Below are 19,777 nucleotides of genomic sequence, written 5' to 3' on the forward strand. Positions count from 1 at the left end.
TACTCCATCCTCAGAACTTCATCGGGTCCATGATGGCATCGAGGTTCAGGTGGTCGCAGAACTCGAGGAAATCGTCGCGCAGGCCGGCGATGTGCATGTCGGCCGGCACGCCGATGGTGAGCTGCGCCGAGAACATCTCCGCGCCGGTCTGCATGGCGCGGTAGCGCGCGCAGTGCAGGCTTTCGATGGTGATGCCCTGCCGGTCGAAGAAATCGGCCAGCTGGTACAGCACGCCGGGCTTGTCGGCGGCGACCACCTCGACCACGTACGGCAGCAGGTTGGACTGCAGCGGCTTGGGGCCGGTGCGGTACCACATCAGCTTCAGGCCTTCCTCGCGCTCCAGGCGGCTGAGCATGGCTTCCAGCTTGGCGATCGCGTCCCAGGGGCCGATCGCCAGCGCGGTCACCGACACGTCCCGGCCGACGGTGGACAGCCGGGCGTCGACGAGGTTGCAGCCGCTGTCCGCGATCCGCCGGGTCACCGACAGCAGCGGCGACTGCGGATGCGTCGTGTAGGCATTGATCAGCAGGTAGTTCTCGTTCGGCGCGGGCCGGGAGACGGTCGAGGAATCGCTCAAGTTGAAGTCCGCCAAGGGGGCGTGAAGTGGAGGCAGGCGCGTCCCGGGGCCGCTGTCGCGGGGTGTCCGGATGCGCGGTCAGGATACTGGTCGGCGGTTTCGGGCCGCAAGGGAAACCTCGGAATGCCCGGCAGCGCGCGCATTTTTTGCGCGCCAGCTGCCGACATGCCCCTGCAAGTGGTTGATTCCCGGTCGCCGGCCTTGCCGTGCGGAGGATGGAGTGTTCAGTGCTTCCCAAGTAACATCGCGTCCCGGTGCGATGCCGGGCGAGCCTTCGTCCGCAGCGCCTCCCATCCCGCGCTTCACGACCCCGTCCCCCCACGTTCCCCAAGGCAATCGCGTGCATCTGTCCGGCAGTATCACTGCGCTGGCCACGCCGTTCACGGCGGCTGGCCCCCTCGATGGCGACATCGACTTCGACGCCTGGGAGCGCCTGCTGCGCGCCCAGCTCGCTTCCGGAACCCAGGCCATCGTCGTCGCCGGCTCCACCGGCGAAGCCAATGCCCTGTCCGACGACGAATACGAGGCGCTGCTGCGCCGTGCCGTGGAGATCGTGGGCAAACGCATCCCGGTGCTCGCGGGCACCGGGCTCTCGAATACCGCCAAGACCATCGAACTGACCCGCCGCGCCGCCGCCTGCGGCGCCGATGCGGCGCTCGTGGTCACGCCGCCGTACGTGCGCCCGACCCAGGCCGGCCTGGTCGCCCATTACCGCGCGGTCGCCGACGATGGCGCCCTGCCGGTCGTGCTCTACAACGTCCCGGGCCGCACCGGCTGCGACCTGCTGCCGGCCACCGTCGCCGCGCTGGTCGATCACCCGCGCATCGTCGCCATCAAGGAAGCCCGTGCCGAGCCCGAGCGCATGGCCGAGCTGCTGGCCCTGCGCTCGCCGACCTTCACCGTCCTCTCCGGCGACGATCCGACCGCGACCAGGGCCATGCTGGCCGGTGCCGATGGCGTGATCTCGGTGGCCTCCAACGCCATCCCGGCTTCGATGCGCCGCCTCTGCGACCTCGCCCGGGCCGGGCAGCGTGCCGGTGCCGAGGCCGAAGCCCTGGACGCCGAGCTGCAGCCAGTGTTCGACTTCATGGGCGTCGAGCCGAATCCGATCCCGATCAAGGCCGTGCTGGCGCGCCAGGGCATCGGCCACGGCCTGCGCCTGCCCCTGACCGAGCTGTCCGCCGCCCACGCCGATGCCGCCGATCGCATCGTCGCCCGCATCGCCGAACTGGAGGCGCGTCCGGCCTGAGCCGGCCGCACCGCCTGCATTCCGGGCCCTGCCCGAACCGTTTTCCACCAGGAGTTGCCATGTTCCCGACCCGCAGTGTCCGCCTCCGCCAAGCCCTGTCCCGCGCCACGACGGTCGCCCTGATCGCTGCGATGTCCGTCGCCGTGCTCGGCACCTCGGGCTGCAAGTGGTTCCGCAAGGACAAGTACTACGGGCAGGACGAAAGCCAGCGCCCGCTGGAATTCCCGCCCGCGTTCGACGCGGCCGAAGCCGATCGCAGCGCGAATGCCGCCGCCGGCTCGGTCAGCCGCTCCTCGCTGACCGCCGCGGGTACCCAGGCCCGCGCCCTGGGCTTCACCGTCGCCGGCGACCGGGCCAGCGTCTTCGCCAAGGTCGGCGAGGCCCTCGCCGCGACCCCGGGCCTGACCGTGGCCAGCCGAGCCCAGCTGCTCGGCGCCTATGACGTGGACTATCAGGGCCAGAAGTTCCTGGTCCGCGTCAGCGAGAGCGGCAACGGCAGCCAGGTGTCCGCCGTCGATCCGCGTGGCGTCCCGGCCGACAACGACGCGGCCTCCAAGCTGATCGCTTCGCTCAAGGCGACCCTGGGCGGCAACTGATCGGCAGGCGATCCGGTCGTCCCGGGTCGCTTTCCGGTCGCCATGACGGCCCGCGCGAGCGGGCCGTCGTCGTTTCCGGTCGGCCGGGCGCATCCGGCGGGTTTTCCGCCTGCGTCGATTCGGTGAAGATGGCCGGCCCACGTCGAGGACTTCCGCATGACCCATTCCCCCGTGCTCCGGCCGGTCGGTGCCGAAGAGCGCATCGATGTGCTCGATGTCCTGCGCGGCTGGGCGCTGCTGGGCATCCTGCTGATGAACATCGAGGCCTTCGTCGGGCCGCTGATGGTCGCGATCACCGGTCTCGATCCCACCCTGACGGGTGCCGACCGAATCGTCGACGCCGCGATCTACATCCTCGTCCAGGGCAAGTTCTACCTCCTGTTCTCGCTGCTGTTCGGCATGGGCTTCGCGGTGATGATGGCGCGCGCCGAAGCCACCGGGCGCCCGTTCGCGGCGCTGTACCTGCGCCGCACCTTCGCCCTGCTGGCCATCGGCCTGGTGCACCTGATCGTGATCTGGTCGGGCGACATCCTCACTCTCTACGCCCTGATCGCGCTGGTGTTGCTGGCCCTGTTCCGACATGTGCCCACCAGCCACCTGCCGGGGTGGGCGCTGGGCTTCCATGCGTTGGCCTGGCTGTTCTCGGCCGGTCCGCTGCTGATGGGCGCGATGGCTCGCATGGTCCCGGGGGCGGCGACCGAGGTCGACAAGGTCATGCAGGCGGAGACCGCGCGCGTGCAGGTGCAGATCGAGGCGGAGCGCCAGGTCCTCGGCTCCGGTTCGTTTGCGGACGCCGTCGCGCATCGTGCCGGCGAGGCGCCGGAGATGCTGTTCTTCCTGCTGTTCGCCGGCGGCCAGGTCCTCGGCATGTTCCTGCTCGGCATGTGGTTCGTGCGCAGCGGCGCGATCGCCGATCCCGCGCGCTTCCCGCGCCTGTACGCATGGCTGCGCTGGGGCGCGCTGCCGGTCGGCCTGGGGATGATGCTCGTGTCGTTCGCGCTGATGCCCACCGCCGATTTCACCACGATCACCTTCGCCAACGGCTTCGGCACGCTGCTGTCGATGATCGCCGCGCTGCTGATGTGCCTGGGCTATCTGGCCTGGATCCAGCGCGGGCTGTCCACGTCGCTGGCGCCGATGCTGCGCGTGGCCGCACCGGCCGGGCGGATGGCGCTGACCAACTACCTCGCGCAGTCGGTGATCTGCACGCTGATCTTCTACGGCTACGGCCTGGGATATTTCGAGCAGTTGCCGCGCGCGTGGCAGCTGCCGTTCGCGATCGCGCTGTTCGCGCTGCAGGTCGCCTTCAGCCACTGGTGGCTGTCGCGCTTCCGCTACGGGCCGATGGAATGGCTGTGGCGCGCAGCGACCTATCTGCACTGGCCGGCAATGCGACGCGCAGATCGGGATGGCCCGCTGGTGCAGCAACCGGATTGACGATGCCGCAGGCATACGTGCGTGCCTGCACCTGGAGAGAAACGGAACGATGTCGGAAATCGATGTCCTGATCGTGGGTGGTGGCGTCAGCGGCCTGACGGCGGCGCTCGCCCTGCTGGAAAGCGGACGCGGCGTGCGCGTGATCGAGGCGCGCACACTCGGCAGCGGCGCCTCGCACGGCAACTGCGGCACCATCACGCCGAGCCATGCGCCGCCGCTCGCGGCGCCGGGCACCGTGTTCAAGGCCCTGAAATGGGCGCTCACCCCCGACGCGCCGCTGTACATCCCGCCGCGCTACGACCCGCTGCTGTGGCGCTGGCTGCTTGGGTTCTCGCGCCGCTGCAACCGGCGCGACTGGGAAGCCAGCGCGCGCGGCAAGTACGTCCTGCTCGACGACTCCCGCCGCCGTCTCTGCGACTGGATCACACGCTTCGGCCTGGACTGCGAATTCGTCGAATCCGGCGAGGATTACGTCTTCCGTGACCCGCGCGCCTTCGCGCATGGCCAGCGCGAGATCCCGCTGCTTCGCGAGCTGGGCGTGTCGGTCGAGCTGGTCGACGGCAAGCGCCTCGAAGCCGAGGAGCCCGCCCTAAAGCCCGGCGTCGCCGGTGCGCTGCGCTTCTCCGGCGATGCCGCGCTGCGTCCGGACCGCTACCTCGCCGAACTGGCCCGCGCCATCCGCGACCGAGGCGGCGAGATCGTCGAACACTGCGCGCTGCATGGCCTGCGCGAGGACCGCGAGGGTGTTGTCGCGTTCACCGACCACGGCCAGGTCCGCGCACGCAACGCCGTGCTCGCGCTCGGTGCGTGGAGCGCGAAATCCGCCGACGCGCTCGGCCTGCCGTGGCTCAAGCGCATCATCCAGCCCGGCAAGGGCTATTCGATCACCTACAGCGCGCCGGCCCGCGTGCCGAAGCGCCCGCTGGTGCTGCGCGAACGTTCGGTCTGCGTCACCGCCTGGGGCAGCGGTTTCCGCCTCGGCAGCACGATGGAATTCTCCGGTTTCGACGACACGCTCAACGCCCGCCGCCTCGGCGCGCTCGAACGCGGCGCGCGGGAGTACCTGCACGATCCCGTCGGCCCCGAAGTGCGCGAGCAGTGGTTCGGCTGGCGCCCGATGAGCCGCGACGACATGCCGCTGATCGGTCGCGCGCCCGGCATGCGTCGGGTGTGGATGAACACCGGCCACGGCATGATGGGCGTGGGCATGAGCTGCGGCAGCGCGCAGCTGCTAGCCGACCTGATGGCCGGCCGCGCACCGGCGCTCGACCCAGCGCCGTACCGGCCGGAACGTTTCGTCTGAGAAATTGCGCCGGATCAAGCCGGCGCAGCCCAGCAGCGCGACACTGGCCGCACCCCAGCAGGAGTGCTCGCCATGAAAGCGAATGTAGGTTCCGTCGATCGCATCCTCCGCGTCGTCATCGGCATCGGTCTGCTTGCGCTGTTCTTCGTGCTCGATGCGCCGCTCAAGTACCTCGGCCTGATCGGCCTGGTGCCGCTGGCCACCGCCGCACTGAACTGGTGCCCGCTGTACACGCTGCTGGGCATCAACACCTGCCGCACCTGACCAAGGACGCCGCCTTTCTCCCTCCCCTTCAAGGGGAGGGCCGGGGTGGGGATGGGTTTAGCCCTGCTGCTGCAGTCGCTCAGCACACGAACAGCGCCAAGCCTCCGTGACGCCACGCCGGTAGAATCCCCGGCATGGATATCTGCAGCCTGCATCGCGGCACCGCGCCGCTCCTGGTGAGCCTGCCGCACGACGGCAGCCGCATTCCCGACGATCTCGCCGCGCGCATGACGCCCGAAGCGCGGCGCGCGCCCGACACCGACTGGCACGTGTCGCGGCTCTACACCTTCGCGCGCGACCTCGGCGCCTCGATCCTCGTGCCGACGTACTCGCGCTACGTCGTCGACCTCAACCGACCGCCGGACGATGTCTCGCTGTATCCCGGGCAGAACACCACCGGCCTGTGCCCGATCGTGCGGTTTTCCGGCGACCCGGTGTATCTGCCGGGCCAGGAACCGACGCCGGACGAGGTCACCTCGCGCGTCGACACCTACTGGCGCCCGTACCACGAGGCGCTGCGTGGTGAACTCGACCGCCTGCGCGCCGAACACGGTCGCGTGCTGCTGTGGGAAGGCCATTCCATTCGCGGCGAATGCCCGTTCCTGTTCGACGGCCGCCTGCCGGACCTCAACATCGGCACCGCCGCAGGCGCGAGCTGTTCGCCCGCGCGCCAGGTGTGCATCGAAGCCGCGCTGCAGGCGCAGCAGCACTACGACTGGGTGCTCAACGGCCGCTTCAAGGGCGGCTACATCACCCGGCATTACGGCGATCCCGCGAACGGCATCGGCGCCGTGCAGCTGGAGATCAGCCAGCGCATCTACATGGACGAGGACTCGTTCGCCTACGACGAGGCGCTCGCCGCATCGGCCGCGCGCGCGATCCAGTCCTTGATCGAAGCCGCATTGCGCGCCGACGCCGGCGCATGAGCCAGGCCGCCACGCCGGATGTACGCCGGCTCGATCCGCTCGGCGTGCTGCTCGTCGCCGGCGGCGCGGTCGCGTTTTCCGGCAAGGCCATCATCGTCAAGCTCTGCTATCGCCACGGTGTCGACGCGGTCACGCTGCTCGCGCTGCGCATGATCGTCGCGCTGCCGTTCTTCGTCGCGATGGGCGTGTGGGCCGCGCGCCGCGCCGCGCCGCTGCAGCCCGGCGACCGCTGGCGCATCCTCGCCCTCGGCGCCTGCGGCTACTACCTCGCCAGCCTGTTCGACTTCCTCGGCCTCGCCTACATCTCGGCCACGCTCGAACGCATCATCCTCTACCTCACGCCCACGCTGGTGCTGCTGATCGGCGTGCTGCTCGCGCGGCGCTGGCCCTCGCGGCTGCAGTGGATCGCGCTCGGCGTGAGCTATCTCGGCGTCGCGCTCGCCTTCGGCCACGACCTGCGCGTGGACGGCGAGGGCACGCTCATCGGCAGCGCGCTCGTGTTCTGCAGCGCGCTCTCGTATGCCGCCTATCTCTACGGCAGCGGCGAACTCGTCGGCCGCATCGGCGCGGTCCGCCTCACCGCCTACGCCAGCATCGTCGCCAGCCTGCTGTGCATCGGCCAGTACCTGATCCTGCAACCGATGCCGCTCGCCGACCTCGCCCGCGAGGTCTACGCGCTCTCCCTGCTCAACGGCACGCTCTGCACCGTGCTCCCCGTCCTCGCCACGATGATGGGCATCCGCCGCATCGGCTCCGGCCCCGCCGCACAGATCGGCATGATCGGCCCGGTGTCCACCATCATCCTCAGCCTGCTGATCCTGCATGAACCGATGGGCGCGTGGCAGGTGGCGGGCACGGTGCTGGTCGCTGCGGGGGTGTTGGTGGTTTCGCGGGGGAGGGTGGAGTGATGATCCTGTTGGTTGTTACAGGGTTTTGTTGAATTGACCGGGGGTTGTGGGTAGTGGCAGTCTTTTGAGTGCGCCCCAACACGGGCTTCAAATTAGGCAACCATATGCCGCTATCCCATTCCGATGATCTCTACTGGCTAGCTGGTGGTACCAAGATGGTGCCGACAGCTACAGCGCCAGCTATGGCATTTGTCAATGAACACTCTAGGCTTCTGGACTTTGCTTTATTCGCGACCCAGGCATTCTTGGATAAGGCAAATGCCAGCATCGGAGTTGAAAATTCTTCAGACGGCTCCGATGACAACGATGAAATGCTTCAAGAGCTTATTCTTACGCGTACCGTTGACAACTTTCTCTGCTTTCTGAGTGATCTACTTGCGCTTATTTATAAGACGAAGCCGCAAATGTTGAGATCGTCCGAACAGGAGCGTCTAGATTTTGTTCTGAATTTTGAGAGCATGGACGAACTGCGTGCTGCAGTCGCGGAGAAAAAGGTCGAGCGCCTCTCATATCTCGGGCTGCGAGATCTGAATGATAGTCTTAGGGGTCAGATGGGGTTTGAGCTTTTCGGTTCACCAAAGGATCTGAATGAAGCGGCTGTTCTAGTCGAAATGCGAAACATATGCGTTCATGCTCGAGGAGTGGTTGGTGCTACATCTGCGCGTCGTTTCGCTGAGTTCAAAGATCTGCTCGGAAAGCGACTAGATTTCTCTCACGAGCGCATCCGTGCCTGCCGGAAATTTTTGGAGAACGCAGTCTTCGATATTGATGTCCGTGCGACAGAAAAGTTTTCCCTTCCTTGTTGCAAGGTTCCCAAGCCACCATCACATCTTATTGGGGGCGAATAAAAGAACTGCAAATCGCATTCACGAGAAATGCAAGCCGCTTTTCTGGAGGATGGAGCGTGAAGCGGATTTCACGGCAAGTTGATGTGCGTCGCTACGAGGTGATAAAACTGCGAGGATGACCTGTTTCCTCGTTAAGGAACTGATTAAATGGAGAGAGCATATGAGGTCTATGCTTACGTGGTTGGCAGCAGCGGCTTCTCTGATAGGTCTTTTTTTTACTCTTCGCCCGCCGAATGGAGATCTCACACCAGTGCAGGTTGGTGTTGTAATTTTAGTTTTGATAACATTTGGCGGTGCTGCATTTTCTGAAATCCGTCAAGAACGTAAGAGAGCCATTAAAAAATATAAAAACTCTGCTGCGATAAATGATTATATGTATGAAATGCTAAAGAATAGCGGAAGGTGCGAGATTTGTTCTCGAGATGCTAGTTGGGTATTAGACAAACGCATTCATTTCCTGCTTGAAGGAAAGGCATCAAGAGGTGAGTTGACGTTTCTTGTTCATCACAGCACGTCGGAAATCAAAGCATTGGCTGATCGTGGGGCAGAAGTCATTGAATATGGAAGACTGGGCTTTGAGCCAATAACTCGGTTTACCGTGGTCAATGCTGGCAATATTGCTTCGTCTTACGTGGCGATTGGTCGTCAAAAGCCAAATGAGCATCATGTGATTGAAGAGGTTGACTCGTCGCATCCTATGTATTCCATGGCGCGCGACCTTGTGCGATCAATTAGGATAGCAAATGATCAGTCTAAAAAATAAGAAAAATCCCAAAATTTTGACACGCGAGTGGGATGAAATTGCTGCCCTGCGTGAGGAGCAAATTTCATCAGGCAAGGATCATAGCGCTAATTTCGTGCTCGCTCCTGCGATAATCGAGGAGTTGCCTAAGGTTTATTATTTGGTGGATATTGGGTGCGGAACTGGATGGCTCACGTCACGTGCGTCGTTATATTCAAAGAAGACCGTTGGAATAGACCCTAGCTCAGAGTCTGTTTCACTTGCCAAAGTGCGTCACTCTAGATCTTCTATAACGTACTTGGCTGATAGCGTTGAGCATTACTCTCGTCGTCGTTTGCGTCCGATTTTTGATGCGGCCATTTCGAATATGGCAGCTAGCAGTTCGCCTGACTTGGATGCTTTCTTTGTTGCATCAAGAAAAATTCTTAGGGAGAAAGGACTGTTTATTGTAACGATACCTCACCCCTGCTTTTGGCCTTTGTACTGGGGTTATGCTTCCCATCCGAAGTTTCGTTACGATAAGTGCATTGCGGTTGAGAGTGAGTTCAAGATCCGCAGGCAGTCAACGCAGATGTTGACAACGCACTTCCATCATCCATTGCATCGTTACCTGTCTAGCCTCATAAGTGCTGGATTTGCTGTGGAGAAACTGCGCGAACTTACAGGTCGAGGCTTCAATTTTCCGCGATTTATGCTTATCGTTTGCCGTGCAACTTGATGTGCGAAAAATGCGGAGTGTGTAAGGTGCATAAGCGATGCGCCATACGCCTTCTTCAGATCACACATGATCGGTGTCGCATCATGGCGCATGACGCCTTCGGCTTATGCGCCCTACGAAAGGCAAAAGCGTGCGCGGATGGTGTGAGGTGGGTGCCCACCGTTGTCGTCCCAGTGTTGCATCGTGCTCGGCGCGTCAAGGTCGAGGCGAGTTGCTGCGCAAACCTTGACGCGCCTGCGCGCGATGCGGTGTGGACTCGCCAACGGCGGCCACAGTGGCTGCCGGGCGAAACGGAGTGCCGTCATGTCCAAGCCCAAGCCGCAGTTCCAGCCGTCCAACGTCCTCATCGTTGAAGTCCCGCCTCAGTTCATCGCCCTGTGCGAAGCCAGCGGCGCCAGCCCGCAAGCCGCGCTGCGCGGCATGGCCGCGATGCTCTGCGGGTTGCAATATGACGAAGACAATCGGCTGGTCCCGCTGGAAGAGAACGCTGCCTGATCCCTGCCCGGGCGTGGGCGCTGCCTGCGCCCGGGTCATCGTCCATGTGTTTCGCGCCGCATGCGTGGCGTGCCGACGACCACCGGCGCCTATGTGTCCTCGCTCGATCCGCGCCTGGCCGAGGTCAGCCACAGCAGCAGGCTCACCCCGGAGATCGCCGAGAGGAGCGAGGCCGTGAGGATGCCGAGCTTGGCGGAGCCCAGGCGATCGGGGCTGAGGGCGAGTTCGGCGATGAGGATCGCCATGGTGAAGCCGATGCCGGCGAGCGTGGCGCCGCCGGCGATCAGTGGCCAGGAAAGCCCGTCGGGCCTGATGCCGAGCTTGAGCCGGGCCGCAACGAAGCTGAAGAGCACGATACCGAGCGGCTTGCCCAGGGACAGACCCGCGACGATCGCGGCCGTGAGTCGCCAGTCGACCTCTCCCAGCGCCAGCGGGAAGCCGGCGTTGGCCAGTGCGAACAGCGGCAGCACCAGGAAGGCCACCCAGGGATGCAGGGACAGTTCGATGCGTTCGAGCGGCGAGATGGCCTCGCGCGCCGCGATGCCGGCGCGTTGCAGATCGCGGCGGTCCTGGGTGTCGCCGCTCCAGTGCGCGCCCGCCGGATAGGCCATGACCTTGCCGAGGATCGCGTGCAGGCGGTTGTCGCTGACCCAACTCCTGGCCGGGGTCATGAAGCCCAGGAGCACCCCGGTGAGCGTGGGGTGGATGCCGGATTCGGACAGCGAAAGCCAGATGAAGACGCCGATCGCAATATAGGCGGCGACGGCGCGGACACCCATCCACCCGAAGCCCGCCACTGCGATCAACCCCGCTGCGGCATAGCCAAGCGAGTCCCAGTGCAGGGCGCCGCCGTAGCCGATGGCGATGACGAGAATGGCGCCGATGTCGTCGAAGATGGCGAGCGACAGCAGGAACAGGCGGAGGCTGCGCGGTATGCGCGATCCCAGCAGGGCCAGGCAACCGATGACGAAGGCGGTGTCGGTCGCCATGGCGATGCCCCAGCCGCGCGGGGTCGTGCTGCCGTCGAGCACGACGAACAGCAGTGCCGGTACCAGCATTCCGCCCAGTGCCGCCGCCATGGCGAATGCCGTCGTGCGCGGGTCGCGCAGTTCGCCGAGCACGGTTTCCCGCTTCAGTTCCAGCGCGACCACGAAGAAGAACAGCGTCATCGCGCCGTCGTTCAGCCAGTGCTTGATGGTGTGGGAGAGCTCCGCATTGCCCCAGCGGATGCCGATGGGCGTGTCCCAGAAAGCCAGATAAGCCGCAGACCAGGGCGAATTCGTCAGCCCCAGCGCGAGGGCGACGCACAGCAGGAGCAAGGTTCCGGAGGCCGCTTCGATACGGAGAAAACGTGCGAACGCCTGCGTGAACCGGTCGGCCGGCTCGCGTGGCAAACGTTGCAGGCTCACGGGCATGGCCGAGCCCTGGCTGTGCATGCTTGCGATGCTGGCATGGTGTAAACGTCCGCCAAAAAAGAAAATGGCGGGGAAATCCCCGCCATTCTCGGATTGCACGGACAGACCGTTACAGCGGCTTGCCCGGGATGTTGACCTTGTCGATGCCGTGGATCACGCCGTTGCTGGAAGCGATGTCTGCGGAGGTGACATGGGCGCCATCGATGCTGAACTTGCCGTCCTTCATCACGATGGGGGCCGATTGGCCGCTTGCCGTCTTCGCCTTCTCCCACTTGCCGACTTCTTCCGCGCTCTTGCGGCCGTTGACGACGTGGTAGTTCACCAGCGCGGCCAGTTCAGCCTTGTTTTCCGGCTTGAACAGGGTCTCCATGCGGCCTGCGGGCAGCTTCTTGAACGCATCGTCGGTCGGGGCGAAGACGGTGAAGGGGCCGGGGCCGCGCAGCGTTTCGCTGAGGCCCGCTTTCTCGACGGCGAGGCCGAAGGTCTTGAACGAGCCGTTGGTGGCAGCGGTATCGAGCACGTTGAGTGCTGTGGTGTTGACTTGCGTGTTCATGTTATTGATTCCTGTCGAGCGAACCCGCCGTTCGCGGATTCGAAATGGCCGAAGCCAAGGCGCCTGCCCATGGCAGGACGCGAGAATGCCCAGTGCGGAGAGTGGGGGAGTGGTGCGGCGCATCTGAGTGGCCGTTACGACCTTGCGTCGTAGTGCCAGTGCATGCTGCGCCTTGTGATGTTATTTGCTTGTTACGACGCGTCGGACTGAGCGAGGCTCCAGTCAATCGACAGGATGCCATTCAGTCTGAGGCAGTATCGGCAACCTTGGAACGACGTCGTGTGGTGTCGTCGCATCCCCGGGAGTCTTGCTCGGCCGGTGGTTTGTCGGTGATTTGCAAGGAAATGAACACCACTCTTTCCACCTCGAATTCGAGCAGCGGGTGCAGCGATGGGTTCGAACCGGGCATCTTGATCAAGGTCAGCGTGACGGGCTGCCCCTTCTGCGACCCGATTCCACGGTAAGCCAGCTCCAGGCTGTAGGGTCGATCATGGCCCAGCAGCGAAATGTGCAGATCGCCGGATTTCAGGGCGTCGGCGAGTTCTCCTGAGACAGTGCGCATGGTTGTCTCCTTTGAAGGAATCGCATGGTTCCTTCCGCTTGTTGTAGCACCATCGCTGTAAGGATTCGCTATTCGAGTGTTGATTCACGCCATTTGTCTGCAGAAAGCCGGTCCGGCAAAGCCGAAAGTGCCGTACAGCGGTCTCAACTCCGCCGAAAAGGAGTCGCGTACTGCAGGAAGCGACGCCCCCCCCCCCCCACACACACCCGGTATGCGCATTCGACCATCCGCAGGGTGTCGCGGCGGGCCGGACTTGCCAACAGCGGCCATGGCGGCTGCCGGGGTATGAGGCATACTCTTCTCTGCTTCCGAGAGGGTCGCTGTCCTTCATGACCATCCATGCCGACCGTTGGAACGAACTCCGCAAGCGCGAACGCTGGATGCTGTTCTTCCTCATCGCGTATATCCCTGTCGTAGGCGGCTCGGTCGCGCTGCTCGAACGCTTCGTTTCGCCCGACATCCCCGGAGTTGTGCTCGCCATCGTCTGGATGCTGATGATGGCGGTGGCGTGGTACAGGCTGCTCTCCTTCGCCTGTCCCCGCTGCGGCGAATGGTTCCACACGAAGTGGTTCGCCTGGGTGTCGCTGGGACGGCGATGTGTCCATTGCGGGCTCGAGAAGGGGGCGTAACCTCTGTCGTCCACGCTGATCCGCTTGCGCGCGATGGGCTTCGAACCCGCGCTCAATGGTAATAGTTGATTCCGCTCTCATCGATCACGGGAGTGAGGGTGCCGGCGACATCATTGGCGATGGCGGTGTTGCTCACCGTGTCGACCCTGTAGTAGACGCCGAGGATATTGTCGTGCAACTGGTTGAGCCGGGCGAAGTTCTTGCGGACCGGTCGGCCCGGGCCGCCGTTGCCGAACTGGATGGCGATGATCTGCTGGCGGATCAGGTTGCTTTCGATGTCGTTCGAATAGGCGAGGTCGCCTGCGGAGGCGGGGCGGTTGCAGCTGCCGAGTCCGGCATCCACGAAGACCCCGATGCTGCCGGTGTCGATGCCGTTGCCGTGGATCTTGTTCATGTTCGAGGAGCGCACCACGATGCCGTACTCGGTGGCGTTCCAGATCACGTTCGAGTGGATCGTGTTGCGGTCGCTGCTGTCGAGCAGGCGGATGGCGAACGCCTTCGAGCGCGCGAAGGCATTGTTGGAGATCGTGCTGCTGCCGGTGTCCATGCCACACAGCTGCACGCCGCCATCGACGTCCGAGAACGCGTTGTCGACGATGCTGTGATACCCGGGGCCGATCCGCGGGTCGATCGTCGAGTTGTCGTAGAAGGCCAGGGCGATGGCGCTGTTGCGGCTGAAGGTGTTGCCGGCGAAGGTATTGGACAGCGCATGCGAGATCGATGCGCCGGCGACGTTGTCCTCGAAATCCACGCCCATGACCTTCAGCGCATGGCTGCGCTGCCCGTACACGCCGATCGAGAAGCCTCGGATCTTCCCCGGTCCCTTGATGGTCACGCTGCTCGCGTTGTAGATGCTGACGCCCGGGATGCGCATGTCGCCGCTCAGGGTATGACCATTGAGGTCGATGGTGACGCCGGAGGTTGGCACATGCAGCGCGTAGTAGCCGGTGGTGCAGTGCAGGTCGGCGGTCAGCCGCACATCCGAGGTCACGGTGTCGCCGCAGCTCAATGCGAACGAAGGAAAGGGCACCAGCAGGATGAGCGCGCACAGCCAGGATGGCAGCGATGACGTCGGCATGATCTTCACCTCGATTTGGGGGATGCTTGGGGTCACGCAAATCGGTGCTGTGGACGGACACCGAGGACGGGATGGACAGGCACGGAGCCAGAGTGCACGGTCCACTTGCTCGAGCGATCGGCCATGGGCATTTGCCCGTATGTCACAATCCGGATCCGTCGTTCGTTCTTCGAGGGATTTCCGCTTGACTCGACTCTGGCTGCTTCTGCTTCTGGCCGCTTCATCCACAGCCAGTGCAATCGTCATTCGCGACGATGTCGACGATGCGAAGTATCGATTGCCGGCCTCCGAGTTCCCCGCACTCGCCGACATGCCGGGCGAGGGACATGGCGTGCTGATCGCGCCGCAGTGGGTGGTCACCGCGGCGCATGCTGTCGCCGGGCAGCCCGGGCTCAGGCAGGTGACGATCAACGGCATTCCCCGCAACGTCGAGCGCGTTGTCGTGCATTCCGGCTACCGCAGTCCGCCGCCGGCATTGGCAGAGCAGGCCATGCAGACCTGGGACTGGACGCTGTTCGTCGCGCTGCTGTCCACGTCGGACGACATCGCGCTGCTGAAGCTGGCCGAGCCGGTGACCGATGTCGCCCCCGTGGCCCTGCACGAAGGCGAGGGCGAGTTCGGCCAGATCGTGCAGATCATCGGCAAGGGCGCCACCGCCGATGGCGTGTCCGGTTACGGGATGGACGCGTCCCATCGCACCCAGCTCCGCCGCGCCTACAACAAGGTCACCAGCGCCCACGACCGCTGGTTCTGCTACGTGTTCGACGCGCCTGCCACCGCGCTGCCGCTGGAAGGCGGATCCGGTGCCGGCGACAGCGGCGGCCCGATCCTGATCAAGACCGGAGAGGCCTGGCGACTGGCCGGGCTGACCTCATGGACTGCACCGCACAAGGGCACGACGCGTGTGCCTTTCGGGCAGTACGGCCAGATCAGCTGCAATGTCCGCCTCGGTCACTACCGCGCATGGATCGAAGGTGTGATGTCGGCGCGGTCGCCGGCAACCACGGATCAATAACCACGGCATTCCGCTGCCACGAATGATGAGCAACCCCTATCGTCCGCCGGACAGCCCCACCGACCAGCCACTGCCGTCAATGTCGCGCAGGCAGCGGTGCGGCTGGGCGTTCCTGTCCGGTTTCGTCTGGGCGGCCCTGTTCATTGGGGTCATCTTCATCCTCACAGCAACGGAGCCGCTCCATGTAGCTGCAATGCGATTGAAGTATGAGCGAGTGGTTGCTATTGCATCGGGATGCGGCGCTGTGTGCGCCGCGCTCGTGCTTTTCATCCCACGCTTTCCGGTCTGGCTCAACCTGTTCATCGGTCTGGTGCCGATCCTGCTGTTGATCATTTTCAGCATGTTTTTCTAGCAACCCGTCCTTTGCCCGGCCAAGCCTGCCATGACGCTCTCCATCACCCCATGGGCCGTTGCCCGCGTCCTGCTCTTCGTGCTCGCAATGCTGGGGCTCTTTCTGGCGCCGCCTGCGGTCACTGCATACACATGGCTTCTGTTGCTCGCCGTGCCGCTGTATTTCTGGATCAGGGGCAGCTTCGATGCATCCCTGTCGCCGGGCGACAGGTCGATCAATCGTGTGCAGGCCGTGCTGGGGGTGCTCGTGACTGTCGATCTCTGCTTTCGCTATCTGGGGTGAGCGAAGAGCGAGTGTGCCGGACAAGGCGTTCGATCGACTTCACTTCCCGATGTCAAGCTCGACGATCCGGGCGGATGCACGTCCCTGTTCGATCTCCAGGATCGCCACCGTCACCGGCAGCTTGAATCGACGCGGGCCGGCGCTGCCCGGATTGAGGTGGAGGATGCCGGCGCGTTGTTCGATGTGCGGGCGATGCGAATGCCCGGTCACGATCACGTGAACTCCGCTCGCCACGGGGTCGACATCGAGATCGGCGATGTCGTGCAGCAGGTGGATCAGCACGCCGCGAATGTCGATCCACTCGCGTTCGGGCAGGTCGGAGGCCCACGCATCCTTGTCGTTGTTGCCTCGCACGGCGGTGGTCGGCGCGAGCGTCGCGAGCTGCGCGAGGATCTCCGCCGCGCCGATGTCGCCGGCATGCAGGATCGCATCGCAGCCCTGCAGCGCCGTGATGGCTTCGGGCCGCAGCAGGCCATGGGTGTCGGAGATCACGCCGATGCGGGGCATTGTTAGCAGTCTGGTGGGCGTCCGCTGCCGACGGACGTTCGTGGGATTCGCAGTGTAGATCGTCGACGCGCTGTGCGGGATCGGAAAATTCCTACAGCAGACCGCGCGCTCCGCCGACATCTTCCGCGCAGTGATTGCGACACGCTGGCGCATCCCGACCCATGGAATTCCGATCACGCATGAGCATCCTGTCCGCTTCCGCCTGGCTGCTCGCCGGCATCGGCCTGTGCCTGTGTCTCCCGGCGCCGCCCGATGCCGTGCTGCTGTCGATGATCGCGGCCTTGGCAGTCGTGTCGCTGCTGCGCACGCACTGGCGTCCTTTTGCGGTGCTGTGCGCGGGGATGCTGCTCGCCGGCCTGCATGCCTCGTGGTCGCTGTCGAGCCAGTTGCCGGTGTCGATGGAGCACGGCGTTTTCCTGCTGCGTGGCACGGTGTCGGGCATGCCGATCCACGAGGCGCGGCGCACGCGCTTCGAATTCCTGGTCGACGATGTCGATGCGATGCCGGAGGCCCTGCGCGGCGCGCGGCTGCGGCTGGCGTGGTACGACGATTTCGATGTCGAGACGCCTCCGCCGGATGCGCCGAGGCTGCGTCTGGCGGCAGGCAGCCGCTGGGTGCTGTCGGCGAAGCTGCGCGCGCCGCGCGGGCTGCGCAATCCCGGCAGCGTCGACGGCGAGAAGCATGCCTTCGTCGATCGCATCGTCGCCGGTGGCTACGTGCGTGCGCCGGAGACCGCGCGCCAGCTGCGCGGGCCGCGTGGCATCGACGCCTGGCGCGAGGCGATGTCGCGACGGATCGAACGCGCCGTGCCGGACGCGTCGTCGCGCTTCCTGCGCGCGCTCGCGCTGGGCGACACGCGCGGGCTCGATGACGAGGACTGGTCCGTGCTGCGCGCGAACGGCTTGACCCACCTGATCGCGATCTCCGGCTTCCATGTCGGGCTGGTCGCCGGGTTCTTCGCCCTGATGGCGAGCGCGACGTGGTGGCTGTTCCCGCTGCTCGGCCGGGTCGCGCCACGCGTGCAGGCGTCGGCGCTCGCCGCGCTCGCCGGTGCCGCGATCTACGCGGCGATGGCGGGATTCGCGCTGCCGACGGTGCGCACGCTGCTGATGATCGCGGTCGTCGCCATCGCGCGGCTGTCGCGGCGTGCGTGGCGGCCGTGGTCGGCGGTGGCGATGTCGGTGGTCGCGATGCTGGTCGTCGATCCGCTGGCGGTGCTGACCGCCGGCTTCTGGCTGAGCTTCGGCGGCGTGGTGTGGCTGCTGTGGTGCCTGCCCGACGGCGGCGGCAGCCCGGTGCGAGACTTCCTGTCGGCGCAGGCGGTCGCGACGGTCGGCCTGCTGCCGCTGACCGTGGCGCTGTTCGGCCAGGCCTCGCTGGCCGGACCGTTCGCGAACCTGCTGGCGATCCCGTGGTGGAGCCTGGTCGTGGTGCCGCTGTCGCTGGTCGGCCTGGCGCTGGAGGCGCTGCATGCGGGGTGGGGCGCATGGCCGTGGCGACTGGCGGCCTGGGCCTTCGATCCGAGCTGGTCGCTGTTCGAAACGATGGCCGGCAGCCCGCTGGCGCTGTGGTGGCTGCCGGAAGCGCGCTGGTATGCACTGCCGCTGGCCCTGCTGTCGGCGTTCTGGTGCCTGCTGCCCCGCGCGCTGCCGGGCAAGCCGCTGGCGCTGCTGCTGTGGCTGCCGCTGCTTTGGCCGGATCGACAGGCGCCGGACCCCGGTGAGGTGGAGGTCGTCGTGCTCGACGTGGGGCAGGGGCTGTCGGTGCTGGTGAGAACCGCGAACCACCATCTTCTCTACGACATGGGTCCGGCGATTCCCGAGGGCTTCGATGCCGGCGAGCGGGCGGTGGTGCCGGCGCTGCATGCCTTGGGCGTGCGTGCGCTGGACGCGGCCGTGGTGAGCCATGGCGACAACGACCATGCCGGCGGCTTCGAGTCGGTGGCGGCGGTGTTCCCGATGCGCTGGGTCTTCGCGCCGGAGGGCAGCAACCGGCCTGCGGCCGTGCCCGGCTTGCGCCAATGTCGGGCGGGCGATGCGTGGACCTGGGATGGCGTGCGCTTCCGTGTCCTGCATCCAACGCCGCACTTCCCGTACCTGCGCAACGAATCGAGCTGCGTGCTGCGCATCGAGACCGCGCACCGTGCCGTGCTGCTGACCGGCGACATCGGCCACGTGATCGAGCGCGGCCTGCTGCGCCACGATCCGGCGGCGGTGCGGGCCGAGGTCGTGCTGATGGCCCACCACGGCAGCGATGGTTCCTCCGATCCCGGTTTCGTCGCCGCCACCGGCGCCCGCTTCGCCCCGGTCTCGGCGGGTTACGGCAACCGGTTCCGGCATCCCAAGCCGGCGGTGGTCGAGCGCTGGCGGTATCGCGGGGCGCGCACGCCGTTGACTGCCGAGACCGGCGCCCAGCGCCTGCGGCTGACGGCGGCGGGCATCGCCTACGAGGACGAGCGCACGCGGCGTCGTCGCCTCTGGGACGCCGTAGCGCGGCGGGCGAGGGCGGAGTAACGGGCTGAGTGACGAGCGACGTGGGCGGCGTTGCGCGAGGCGCGTGATGCCGGTCGCGTTGCATTCCCGGCCGCAGCCCCCATCCGGACGGCTGGGCTATGCTATGTGCCTGAATCAACACGGCCCCGGGCCGGAGGACGCGACGTGCTGGAACTGGTCAAGGCGGGCGGATGGCCGATGATTCCCCTGCTGCTGCTCACCGTGGCGGCGCTGGCGATCATCCTCGAACGGTTCTGGACCCTGCGCCGCAAGACCGTGCTCCCGCCCGGACTGGGCGACGAAGTCCGCGCCTGGGCCGCGCGCGGCAACCTCGACCCGACCCACATCGATTCCCTGCGCCGCACCTCGCCGCTGGGCAGCCTGCTGGCCGCCGCGCTGGACGTGCGCAACCGGCCGCGCGACCAGATCCGCGAGCGCATCGAGGACGTGGGCCGCCATCTGGTCCACCGGATGGAGAAATTCCTGAACACCCTCGGCACGATCGCCGCCGCCGGCCCGCTGCTCGGCCTGTTCGGCACCGTGGTCGGCATGATCCAGATGTTCATCACCATTTCCGACGGCAGCATCGGCGACGTCAACGAACTGGCCGGCGGCATCGGCAAGGCGCTGATCTGCACCGCGACCGGCATGATCGTGGCCATCCCGGCGCTGATGTTCCACCGCTACTTCCGTGGCCGCATCGCCGGCTACATCGTCGAGATGGAGCACGAAGCGATCCAGTTGCTCGATACCCTCGACGCGCCGCGCGCCTCGGCCCCGACCGCGTCCGGCGCGCGCGGGATCACGCCGCCGGTGCCTGGAATCTGAC

Annotated in this window: 23 protein-coding genes; 17 read left to right on the top strand and 6 right to left on the bottom strand. The window is 65.4% G+C overall.

Features of this window, described 5'->3' with window-relative positions:
• Nucleotides 1-10 precede the first annotated feature (10 nt).
• Complete coding sequence (locus ACFQ0E_RS14220; protein WP_386825394.1) at nt 11-613, bottom strand: glycine cleavage system protein R; 603 nt, start codon at nt 611-613, stop codon at nt 11-13.
• A gap of 304 nt (nt 614-917) precedes the next feature.
• Between ACFQ0E_RS14220 and dapA the strand changes: the two genes are divergently transcribed.
• The 11 genes from dapA to ACFQ0E_RS14275 all read left to right on the top strand — a co-directional run bounded on the left by dapA (nt 918) and on the right by ACFQ0E_RS14275 (nt 10,063).
• Complete coding sequence (gene dapA, locus ACFQ0E_RS14225; RefSeq protein WP_386824904.1) at nt 918-1,826, top strand: 4-hydroxy-tetrahydrodipicolinate synthase; 909 nt, start codon at nt 918-920, stop codon at nt 1,824-1,826.
• 59 nt (nt 1,827-1,885) lie between these two features.
• Nucleotides 1,886-2,422, top strand: a complete 537-nt coding sequence (locus ACFQ0E_RS14230) for a hypothetical protein (protein WP_386824906.1) — start codon at nt 1,886-1,888, stop codon at nt 2,420-2,422.
• 156 nt (nt 2,423-2,578) lie between these two features.
• Nucleotides 2,579-3,859: a DUF418 domain-containing protein gene (locus ACFQ0E_RS14235; protein ID WP_386824908.1), complete on the top strand. Its 1,281-nt coding sequence runs from the start codon at nt 2,579-2,581 to the stop codon at nt 3,857-3,859.
• 49 nt (nt 3,860-3,908) lie between these two features.
• Nucleotides 3,909-5,162, top strand: a complete 1,254-nt coding sequence (locus ACFQ0E_RS14240; protein WP_386824909.1) for an NAD(P)/FAD-dependent oxidoreductase — start codon at nt 3,909-3,911, stop codon at nt 5,160-5,162.
• Between the two features lie 72 nt (nt 5,163-5,234).
• Nucleotides 5,235-5,426, top strand: a complete 192-nt coding sequence (locus ACFQ0E_RS14245; protein ID WP_386824910.1) for a YgaP family membrane protein — start codon at nt 5,235-5,237, stop codon at nt 5,424-5,426.
• A gap of 134 nt (nt 5,427-5,560) precedes the next feature.
• On the top strand, nt 5,561-6,352 hold the full coding sequence (gene hutG, locus ACFQ0E_RS14250) for an N-formylglutamate deformylase (RefSeq protein WP_386824911.1): 792 nt from the start codon (nt 5,561-5,563) through the stop codon (nt 6,350-6,352).
• Nucleotides 6,349-7,260, top strand: coding sequence for a DMT family transporter (locus ACFQ0E_RS14255; RefSeq protein ID WP_386824912.1), 912 nt, complete (start codon nt 6,349-6,351; stop codon nt 7,258-7,260). The genes hutG and ACFQ0E_RS14255 overlap by 4 nt, the downstream gene beginning before the upstream one ends.
• A 68-nt stretch (nt 7,261-7,328) precedes the next feature.
• On the top strand, nt 7,329-8,108 hold the full coding sequence (locus ACFQ0E_RS14260) for a hypothetical protein (RefSeq protein WP_386824914.1): 780 nt from the start codon (nt 7,329-7,331) through the stop codon (nt 8,106-8,108).
• 115 nt (nt 8,109-8,223) lie between these two features.
• Nucleotides 8,224-8,871, top strand: a complete 648-nt coding sequence (locus tag ACFQ0E_RS14265) for a hypothetical protein (RefSeq protein ID WP_386824916.1) — start codon at nt 8,224-8,226, stop codon at nt 8,869-8,871.
• Complete coding sequence (locus ACFQ0E_RS14270; protein ID WP_386824918.1) at nt 8,852-9,568, top strand: class I SAM-dependent methyltransferase; 717 nt, start codon at nt 8,852-8,854, stop codon at nt 9,566-9,568. Before ACFQ0E_RS14265 ends, ACFQ0E_RS14270 begins: the two co-directional genes overlap by 20 nt.
• 303 nt (nt 9,569-9,871) lie before the next feature.
• Nucleotides 9,872-10,063, top strand: a complete 192-nt coding sequence (locus ACFQ0E_RS14275) for a hypothetical protein (protein WP_386824920.1) — start codon at nt 9,872-9,874, stop codon at nt 10,061-10,063.
• Between the two features lie 89 nt (nt 10,064-10,152).
• Here the strand turns inward: ACFQ0E_RS14275 and nhaA are convergent, their stop codons facing one another.
• The 3 genes from nhaA to ACFQ0E_RS14290 all read right to left on the bottom strand — a co-directional run bounded on the left by nhaA (nt 10,153) and on the right by ACFQ0E_RS14290 (nt 12,593).
• The gene (nhaA, locus tag ACFQ0E_RS14280; RefSeq protein WP_386824922.1) at nt 10,153-11,577 is read right to left on the bottom strand and encodes a Na+/H+ antiporter NhaA; all 1,425 of its coding nucleotides are present in this window, start codon (nt 11,575-11,577) and stop codon (nt 10,153-10,155) included.
• A gap of 10 nt (nt 11,578-11,587) precedes the next feature.
• Nucleotides 11,588-12,031, bottom strand: a complete 444-nt coding sequence (locus ACFQ0E_RS14285) for a fasciclin domain-containing protein (RefSeq protein WP_386824924.1) — start codon at nt 12,029-12,031, stop codon at nt 11,588-11,590.
• Nucleotides 12,032-12,272: 241 nt separating this feature from the next.
• The gene (locus ACFQ0E_RS14290) at nt 12,273-12,593 is read right to left on the bottom strand and encodes a hypothetical protein (RefSeq protein WP_386824925.1); all 321 of its coding nucleotides are present in this window, start codon (nt 12,591-12,593) and stop codon (nt 12,273-12,275) included.
• A 329-nt stretch (nt 12,594-12,922) separates the two neighbouring features.
• Here ACFQ0E_RS14290 and ACFQ0E_RS14295 point away from each other — a divergent pair, with 329 nt between their 5' ends.
• Nucleotides 12,923-13,222 carry a hypothetical protein gene (locus ACFQ0E_RS14295; protein ID WP_386824927.1) on the top strand — a complete coding sequence of 100 codons (300 nt, stop codon included), beginning with the start codon at nt 12,923-12,925 and terminating at the stop codon, nt 13,220-13,222.
• A gap of 52 nt (nt 13,223-13,274) precedes the next feature.
• On the opposite strand, the gene ACFQ0E_RS14300 is transcribed toward ACFQ0E_RS14295, so the two are convergent.
• Complete coding sequence (locus ACFQ0E_RS14300; RefSeq protein ID WP_386824929.1) at nt 13,275-14,300, bottom strand: NosD domain-containing protein; 1,026 nt, start codon at nt 14,298-14,300, stop codon at nt 13,275-13,277.
• A 184-nt stretch (nt 14,301-14,484) separates the two neighbouring features.
• Here ACFQ0E_RS14300 and ACFQ0E_RS14305 point away from each other — a divergent pair, with 184 nt between their 5' ends.
• From ACFQ0E_RS14305 to ACFQ0E_RS14315, 3 genes are read left to right on the top strand one after another with little or no spacing between them, the layout of a single operon-like run.
• Nucleotides 14,485-15,315: a trypsin-like serine protease gene (locus ACFQ0E_RS14305; RefSeq protein WP_386824931.1), complete on the top strand. Its 831-nt coding sequence runs from the start codon at nt 14,485-14,487 to the stop codon at nt 15,313-15,315.
• A gap of 25 nt (nt 15,316-15,340) precedes the next feature.
• Nucleotides 15,341-15,667: a hypothetical protein gene (locus ACFQ0E_RS14310; RefSeq protein ID WP_386824933.1), complete on the top strand. Its 327-nt coding sequence runs from the start codon at nt 15,341-15,343 to the stop codon at nt 15,665-15,667.
• Between the two features lie 30 nt (nt 15,668-15,697).
• Entirely contained in the window at nt 15,698-15,949 is a 252-nt protein-coding gene (locus tag ACFQ0E_RS14315) for a hypothetical protein (RefSeq protein WP_386824935.1), read from the top strand.
• A 39-nt stretch (nt 15,950-15,988) separates the two neighbouring features.
• On the opposite strand, the gene ACFQ0E_RS14320 is transcribed toward ACFQ0E_RS14315, so the two are convergent.
• Nucleotides 15,989-16,456 carry a metallophosphoesterase family protein gene (locus ACFQ0E_RS14320; protein WP_386824937.1) on the bottom strand — a complete coding sequence of 156 codons (468 nt, stop codon included), beginning with the start codon at nt 16,454-16,456 and terminating at the stop codon, nt 15,989-15,991.
• Between the two features lie 179 nt (nt 16,457-16,635).
• Here ACFQ0E_RS14320 and ACFQ0E_RS14325 point away from each other — a divergent pair, with 179 nt between their 5' ends.
• Both ACFQ0E_RS14325 and ACFQ0E_RS14330 read left to right on the top strand, forming a co-directional pair.
• Entirely contained in the window at nt 16,636-18,969 is a 2,334-nt protein-coding gene (locus ACFQ0E_RS14325; protein WP_386824939.1) for a DNA internalization-related competence protein ComEC/Rec2, read from the top strand.
• A gap of 144 nt (nt 18,970-19,113) precedes the next feature.
• A complete protein-coding gene (locus ACFQ0E_RS14330; protein WP_386824941.1) occupies nt 19,114-19,776 on the top strand; it encodes a MotA/TolQ/ExbB proton channel family protein in 663 nt (220 codons plus the stop codon).
• The last annotated feature ends 1 nt before the right edge of the window (nt 19,777 follow it).

Source organism: Lysobacter brunescens (genome assembly GCF_042677005.1).
In the GTDB taxonomy this organism is placed as follows: domain Bacteria; phylum Pseudomonadota; class Gammaproteobacteria; order Xanthomonadales; family Xanthomonadaceae; genus Lysobacter_I; species Lysobacter_I brunescens.

Coding starts and splice junctions, on each gene's coding strand:
- ACFQ0E_RS14230 (WP_386824906.1), top strand. CDS start 1,886: ATGTTCCCGACCCGCAGTGTCCGCCTCCGCCAAGCCCTGTCCCGCGCC.
- ACFQ0E_RS14235 (WP_386824908.1), top strand. CDS start 2,579: ATGACCCATTCCCCCGTGCTCCGGCCGGTCGGTGCCGAAGAGCGCATC.
- ACFQ0E_RS14240 (WP_386824909.1), top strand. CDS start 3,909: ATGTCGGAAATCGATGTCCTGATCGTGGGTGGTGGCGTCAGCGGCCTG.
- ACFQ0E_RS14245 (WP_386824910.1), top strand. CDS start 5,235: ATGAAAGCGAATGTAGGTTCCGTCGATCGCATCCTCCGCGTCGTCATC.
- hutG (WP_386824911.1), top strand. CDS start 5,561: ATGGATATCTGCAGCCTGCATCGCGGCACCGCGCCGCTCCTGGTGAGC.
- ACFQ0E_RS14255 (WP_386824912.1), top strand. CDS start 6,349: ATGAGCCAGGCCGCCACGCCGGATGTACGCCGGCTCGATCCGCTCGGC.
- ACFQ0E_RS14265 (WP_386824916.1), top strand. CDS start 8,224: ATGACCTGTTTCCTCGTTAAGGAACTGATTAAATGGAGAGAGCATATG.
- ACFQ0E_RS14270 (WP_386824918.1), top strand. CDS start 8,852: ATGATCAGTCTAAAAAATAAGAAAAATCCCAAAATTTTGACACGCGAG.
- ACFQ0E_RS14275 (WP_386824920.1), top strand. CDS start 9,872: ATGTCCAAGCCCAAGCCGCAGTTCCAGCCGTCCAACGTCCTCATCGTT.
- ACFQ0E_RS14285 (WP_386824924.1), bottom strand. CDS start 12,031: ATGAACACGCAAGTCAACACCACAGCACTCAACGTGCTCGATACCGCT.
- ACFQ0E_RS14290 (WP_386824925.1), bottom strand. CDS start 12,593: ATGCGCACTGTCTCAGGAGAACTCGCCGACGCCCTGAAATCCGGCGAT.
- ACFQ0E_RS14295 (WP_386824927.1), top strand. CDS start 12,923: ATGACCATCCATGCCGACCGTTGGAACGAACTCCGCAAGCGCGAACGC.
- ACFQ0E_RS14300 (WP_386824929.1), bottom strand. CDS start 14,300: ATGCCGACGTCATCGCTGCCATCCTGGCTGTGCGCGCTCATCCTGCTG.
- ACFQ0E_RS14310 (WP_386824933.1), top strand. CDS start 15,341: ATGAGCAACCCCTATCGTCCGCCGGACAGCCCCACCGACCAGCCACTG.
- ACFQ0E_RS14315 (WP_386824935.1), top strand. CDS start 15,698: ATGACGCTCTCCATCACCCCATGGGCCGTTGCCCGCGTCCTGCTCTTC.
- ACFQ0E_RS14320 (WP_386824937.1), bottom strand. CDS start 16,456: ATGCCCCGCATCGGCGTGATCTCCGACACCCATGGCCTGCTGCGGCCC.
- ACFQ0E_RS14325 (WP_386824939.1), top strand. CDS start 16,636: ATGAGCATCCTGTCCGCTTCCGCCTGGCTGCTCGCCGGCATCGGCCTG.